The 6242-nt window shown below is 50.3% G+C and carries 5 protein-coding genes; all 5 read right to left on the bottom strand.

Annotated features, from left to right (window positions below):
- Positions 1-1356, bottom strand: a 1356-nt coding sequence (locus MB824_RS06705; protein ID WP_238747394.1) for a restriction endonuclease subunit S, incomplete at its 3' end; no start/stop codon positions are given.
- Positions 1357-1406: 50 nt separating this feature from the next.
- A complete protein-coding gene (locus MB824_RS06700) occupies positions 1407-2180 on the bottom strand; it encodes an HsdM family class I SAM-dependent methyltransferase (RefSeq protein ID WP_238747387.1) in 774 nt (257 codons plus the stop codon).
- Positions 2153-3394 (bottom strand): type I restriction enzyme HsdR N-terminal domain-containing protein, encoded by a 1242-nt coding sequence (locus tag MB824_RS06695; protein ID WP_238747385.1) that lies wholly within the window; start codon positions 3392-3394, stop codon positions 2153-2155. Before MB824_RS06695 ends, MB824_RS06700 begins: the two co-directional genes overlap by 28 nt.
- 37 nt (positions 3395-3431) lie before the next feature.
- Positions 3432-5744 carry a Tex family protein gene (locus tag MB824_RS06690; protein WP_238747382.1) on the bottom strand — a complete coding sequence of 771 codons (2313 nt, stop codon included), beginning with the start codon at positions 5742-5744 and terminating at the stop codon, positions 3432-3434.
- 108 nt (positions 5745-5852) lie between these two features.
- The gene (locus MB824_RS06685) at positions 5853-6203 is read right to left on the bottom strand and encodes a hypothetical protein (protein WP_238747380.1); all 351 of its coding nucleotides are present in this window, start codon (positions 6201-6203) and stop codon (positions 5853-5855) included.
- Positions 6204-6242: the final 39 nt, after the last annotated feature.

The raw sequence follows: 6242 nt of genomic DNA, 5'->3' as shown, positions 1-6242 counted from the left end.
CCCCCCCCCGCAAGTTTCTGAAATTATTGATTTATTTTCGATTTCTGCTTCAACCGCCGATTTCGCCTGTTGCAGCAGCGCGTCTGCTTCACGGCGCAGCGCGTTGCTTTTTTGGACATAATCGGCAATTTTGGTTTGGGTGGCGGTATCAATAAGTGGGATGGGCAGGTTTAAAACATCTTCGTTTTTGATAACCGGATAGCTGGTGCCAACATTAAATTGCAACAACCAATCTTTATACAACGGGGTACGCAGCAGCACTTTTAAAATTTCCGTCCTAAAATTACTGTCTGCTTTTTGTCGCAATACAGTAAATGCACCGCTAACTACTAGATTATCGTCATTCTCAACAATAGCCACTGCACCGCGATACGGACGGACAGTCGAAACTAACACATCACCCCTACGGGCAGAAATTTTGGCATTGGCAGGCAATTCTTCATGCAAAACTGAATTAGCTTTGTACGAACCGTCTGAAATATCGATATCACCGATTTCAACATAATTGCAGCTTGCTCCTTTCAGTAAGGGCTTATTGGTAATCAGATCGTATTCGCTACGAATAAAAGTATGTGGCTGAGATTGCAAAGTTTTCCAATAATGTTCATACTTGGGTTGGTAATACTCCGCATCCAGCCGCCCCGTTTTCAGGTAGCTTTCTTTAAGGATTTTTAGGTTGAGGCAGGGAGAGATCGTTTGAAAGTCAGTGAAACTTAAAGCATTCAATAATGCATCTTGAGCCTCAACATATTGTTTTTGGGATAATCTAAGATTCTCATATGATTGAAAAACAATATCCTTTATTTCATTTTGAAAAGTAGCAGTAAAATTAGGTATTTTTATCTGATCCATGTCTTCTAAAATCAACCCTTGCTGTACTGCTCCTCTAGTAAACCGTTGAATTTGCATCTGACCATATTTTGACATTAAAAATATAGCCAAAATTTCAGGCTTAATATTTTTCTTCCGCAAAATCGCCAACTTACAACTACATGTGGCTAGCATATCAGAATAAAATAATGATAAATTTCCGATAGTGCCAACAATAGACAACAAAACATCCCCTTTTTTTAAATGAGATCGCTGCATCAACTTAGTATCAAATATCCTTTTGCCAATATACATTGGATTTGAGGTCTCAATAAAAAATGTGTGGACATCTTGTCCCCTATAATACGGAATACCTTTTTCAATGAAATGTTCACTGATACTCATATGATTTCCGTCTGATACAGAAACCAAGTCAGTGATTGGCAATGCCCCCTGTAATATTTTATCTATTAAAAAATACGATTTACTGTAAAACTCAGCATCAATTCTTAAAGTGCGCTCTAACTTAGAATAATGTGTTTCCATAATCTCCAACCCTTCCAACAAAGCCTTATATCTCGCTTCATTGAAAGGGCTTAGGCCTTTCCCACAAACGACAGTCTCTCTTTCTTGGCAAATTCCAAAAAGGCTTCGGCGATACCGTCTTGGGTTTTGCCGTCGTGGTTAAACAAGTCGTGGCGGACAATCAGGTGTCCGTGGTCATCCAACACTGGCAGGCCGTCTGAATTTTTAACGTAGATTTTGTCGCCGCTGTTGTCTTTGCTCGGCTCCTGCATGGTGGCGAAGAAAATCGGATAGTCGTCGCGTTTGGGGCAGAGCTCGTCGTCCCATTTCTGCACAAACAGTACGCTGGTTTTGGTACCGGTATGCGGTTTGAACACGTTGCCGTGCAATCCGACTACGGCAAGGATGCGGCAGCGTTCGGCAATATAGTCGCGGATATATTTGTCACTGCTGTTGTTGAACCGTCCTTGCGGCAACACCACTGCCATGCGCCCGCCCGGTTTGAGAAAATCCAAATTGCGCTCGATAAACAAAATATCGCGCCCGACTTTGTTTTGATATTTGCCGTTGCTTTTCTTGCCTAACTCATAACGGGCAATGATGCGGGTTTCTTTGATTTCTCCGGCAAAAGGGGGATTGGCCATCAGAATATCGAATTGGAAATCGCGGTTTTGTGATTTGTTTTGGCGAAGTTTTTTTAGCTTACGCCAGCCGTTGCCGTATACATCCAGCCAGTTTTCTTCCGTGGTATTGTCGTCCCAGCGTTCGTAGTCGAGCGTGTTGAGATGCAAAACATTGGTCTGCCCGTCGCCTGCAATCAGATTGAGCGTGCGTGCGACACGCACGGCTTTTTCATCAAAGTCGATGGCAAAAACACTTTTTCTTCAACGTAATCTTTTTGTTCAGGTAGCTTTTCTTCGGCCGTAAACAGATGGCTGCGCTCCATGCCGCGTTCGGCAAGCTGTTTTGCCCACACATGGAAAATGGCGTGCACAGGAAATCCACAGCTACCTGCCGCGGTATCGATTACGGTTTCATGCGCTTTTGGATCAAGCATTTTCACGCACATATCAATCACATAGCGCGGAGTGAAATACTGCCCTTTTTCTCCCTTGCTGGATTTGTTAATCAGGTATTCAAACGCTTCGTCCACCACGTCCAAATTGGAGTTGAACAGTTTTACACCTTCCAGCGAGGAAACGCAGACGGCCAAATGTGAGGGAGAAAGGTTGATTTTCGCGCTCTCGGCAAACACGCCTTCCCATTTCTTTTTGGCGCGGTCGAACAGGTCTTGAATCTTGCTTTTCAGCTCGATGTCGGTATCGCCGTAGTTACGGAACTCAAGGTGGCGAAGCGTGTTGCGTGTGCTTTCCATTTCGTCGTACAGCTTGGTGAAAATCAGTTGGAATAGTTCTTCAAAGACGTCCACGCCTGCGTTTGCCAATACCTCATCTTCCATTTCCACAACCAAATCTTTTAGCGATTTGCGCTCGTGGGCAACTTTGTCGTTGGCGATCAGATCGACTATTGTCCAGCGTTCACCCAATACGTCGGACAGCTTTTCCGATACTTTGGGGATATTTGGAATATCTTTGAAATAGTTGGGATCGCGGCGGTTGTAATAGGAAATACTGTCGCCGTTGGTCCATACGCCGATGGGTGCACCGGTAGCGTTGCAGTAGGATTTGAGTTGTTCTTTGCCGTCTTTAAGCTTGGGTTTTTTCAGTTCGACAATTATGTAAACCACAGTAGGGTTGTCACGCTCGAATATTACGATATCGGCACGTTTCTTTTCGCGCCCGAAAGTTACGGCGTATTCCAGTTCCATGCGCTCGTAGGGATAGTTGTAATCCTGATGCAGTTTCAGCAGGTAAAGCTGGCGAACGGCTTCTTCGGGAGTAAGCCGGATGTCTTTTTTACGCACCAGGCATTTTACATACGGCACATCCCCGTTTTTGCCAGCTTTCATAAAAACAGCCTGTTCGAGTTCGGTGATTTGCTTTTCGTTGAATTGGGAAAGATTGTAGTTGGTGTCTTTCAGTAGGGAGGTAAGTTGCATAATGGGCTTTCAGTTATTAATGGGAATTCAGACGTCCTTACCGCTTCAACTTGGCAAAGGCATCCGCCATCGCGCTGTTGGTCGGTTGTTTCTCGCGTTGGGCTTTGCTGCTTTTCAGGCTGCTTCGGTTGTCGGAACGCGTATTTCGGCTTTCAGACGGCCTTTTGCCTGCTACACCTGATGCGGGGTCGTCTGAAAGGCGCATGGTCAGGGCGATGCGTTTGCGGGCGGCATCGACTTCCAGCACTTTCACTTTGACCACATCACCCGCTTTAACCACTTCGCGCGGGTCTTGTACGAAACGGTCGGCAAGCGCGGAGATGTGTACCAAGCCGTCTTGGTGTACGCCGATATCGACAAACGCACCAAAGTTGGCGACGTTGGAGACCACGCCTTCTAAAATCATGCCAACTTCCAAATCTTTGATTTCGTGGATTCCTTCGGCGAAGGAGGCCGTCTGAAACTCGCCGCGCGGGTCGCGGCCGGGTTTTTCCAGTTCGGCGAGAATGTCCAAAATGGTAGGCAAACCGAAACGCTCGTCGGTGAAATCGGCGGCGCGGATGTGTTTGATTTTTTCGCGGTTGCCGATCAATTCGGCGGCGGTAATGCCTTGTTGAGCCAGCATTTTGGCGACGACGGGATAGGCCTCGGGGTGGACGGCGCTCGCATCCAGCGGCTCTTTGCCGCCGTTAATCCGCAAAAAGCCCGCCGCCTGCTCGAAGGTTTTTTCACCCAAACGCGGTACTTTCAGCAGTTTTTTGCGGCTGTCGAATGCGCCGTTTTCATCGCGGTAGGCGACGATGTTTTGGGCAAGGGTCTGATTCAAACCGGAAATCCGCGCCAAGAGCGGGGCGGAAGCGGTGTTCACGTCCACGCCGACGGCGTTCACGCAGTCTTCGACCACCGCGTCCAGCGATTTGGCGAGCTGGCTTTGGTTCACGTCGTGCTGATACTGGCCCACGCCGATGGATTTGGGGTCGATTTTCACCAACTCGGCGAGCGGGTCTTGCAGCCTGCGGGCGATGGACACCGCGCCGCGCAGGGAAACGTCCAAGTCGGGGAACTCGCGCGCCGCCAGTTCGGACGCGGAATAAATCGACGCGCCGGCTTCGGATACGACGATTTTGTGCAGCCCCATTTTCCCACAGGGACTTCCTTCGGTCGCGGCCAGCCCGCGCACCAACTCGCCCGCGAGTTTGTCGGTTTCGCGGCTGGCGGTGCCGTTGCCGATGGCGATAAGCTTCACGCCGTGGGTTTTAATCAGGCGCGAAAGCGTTGCCAACATATTGTTTTCTTGGTGTAAATAAACAATGGCGGTATCCAACAGCTTGCCCGTGTCGTCCACCACCGCGCATTTCACGCCGTTGCGGTAGCCGGGGTCCAAGCCTAAGGTCGGCAAGCGTCCGGCAGGCGCGGCGAGCAGCAAGTCTTTGAGATTGCGGGCGAATACGGTAATTGCGTCATGATCGGCGGCTTCTTTTAAACGGTTCAACGCTTCCAGTTCCAACGACAGAAAAATCTTCGCCCGCCACGCCAGCCGCACGGTGTCGCGCAGCCATTTATTATTTTCTGACACGCCAAACTGCGCGGCGATGATTTGCTCGTATTCGCTCGCTTGGGTAATCGGCGTGTCGTCGGCTTGATATTTGAGCACGATGTTCAACACGCCTTCGTTGCGCCCGCGCAAAACCGCCAAAGCGCGGTGGCTGGGCATGGCACGGATGGTTTCGCGGTGGTCAAAATAGTCTTTGAATTTCTCGCCTTTTTCTTCTTCACCCGCGACAACTTGCGCGTGGATTTCGGCTTCGTTCCACAGTTTTTCGCGTAGACGCCCGATTAATTCGGCATTTTCGGCAAACTGCTCCATCAAAATCGCGCGTGCACCATCCAGCGCGGCTTTGGTGTCGGGTACATTGTCATTGACAAACGGCGCGGCGGCAGTTTCCACGTCCTGCGGCTGCTCGGCAAGCAGCAAATCCGCCAGCGGCTGCAAACCGTTTTCACGCGCGGTTTGCGCCTTGGTGCGGCGTTTGGGTTTGTAGGGCAGGTACAAATCTTCCAGCGCGGTTTTGTTGTCGGCGGCTTCAATCTGCGCCTGCAATTCGGGCGTGAGTTTGCCTTGTTCTTCAATGGATTTGAGCACGGCGGCGCGACGCTCTTTCAGCTCGCGCAAATACTGCAAACGTTCCGCCAGCGTGCGCAACTGGGTGTCGTCCAGCCCGCCCGTGGCTTCCTTGCGGTAGCGGGCGATAAAGGGCACGGTGGCGCCGTCGTCCAGCAGGGAAACGGCGGCTTGGATTTGGGCGGTGGTGGCGGAGAGTTCGGCGGCAAGGGTGGCGGTGATGTTCATTGGGAGAATCTCTTGATAAGTAATGAGCTGGGCAGTTTCAGGCTGCCTGAAAAAAGGCGGGATTATAAAAGAAAGGCAGCCTGAAAAGGTTTTCAGGCTGCCTTGGTTTTAACGAAGCCAATGGTGCGCGGCGACAAGCAGCACAATCAGCAGACCGCGGCCGATTTCCAGCCGCAGCAGTACGATGGCCAGCCTGCGGACAAGCAGATAATCGGCTTCGGTGCAGGCAAGCGATGCAGGCTTGGCGGGATGGTTTTTCAGGAAACGGGCAAAGCGGTAGCGCAGCCGGTAAATGTCCCACACGAAATAAAGATCGGACGGCCTGCCCGCTACTTCGTGCAGCTGCGGGTTGGCAATAAAGGCGTCTAGCACGCTTTGGGCGCGGCGGTTTAGCCATAGGGCGAAGAGAAATTCAAGCGCCGTGGCGGTGAAGAACAAATAGATTAGGGTGTCGGTCATAGTGGTTTGCAAAAGCAGCCTGAAAGCCGGATTTGCGGC

This window comes from Kingella pumchi, from assembly GCF_022288825.1.
Lineage (GTDB): Bacteria > Pseudomonadota > Gammaproteobacteria > Burkholderiales > Neisseriaceae > Kingella_D > Kingella_D pumchi.
This window is presented reverse-complemented; position numbering and strand designations above follow the sequence as displayed.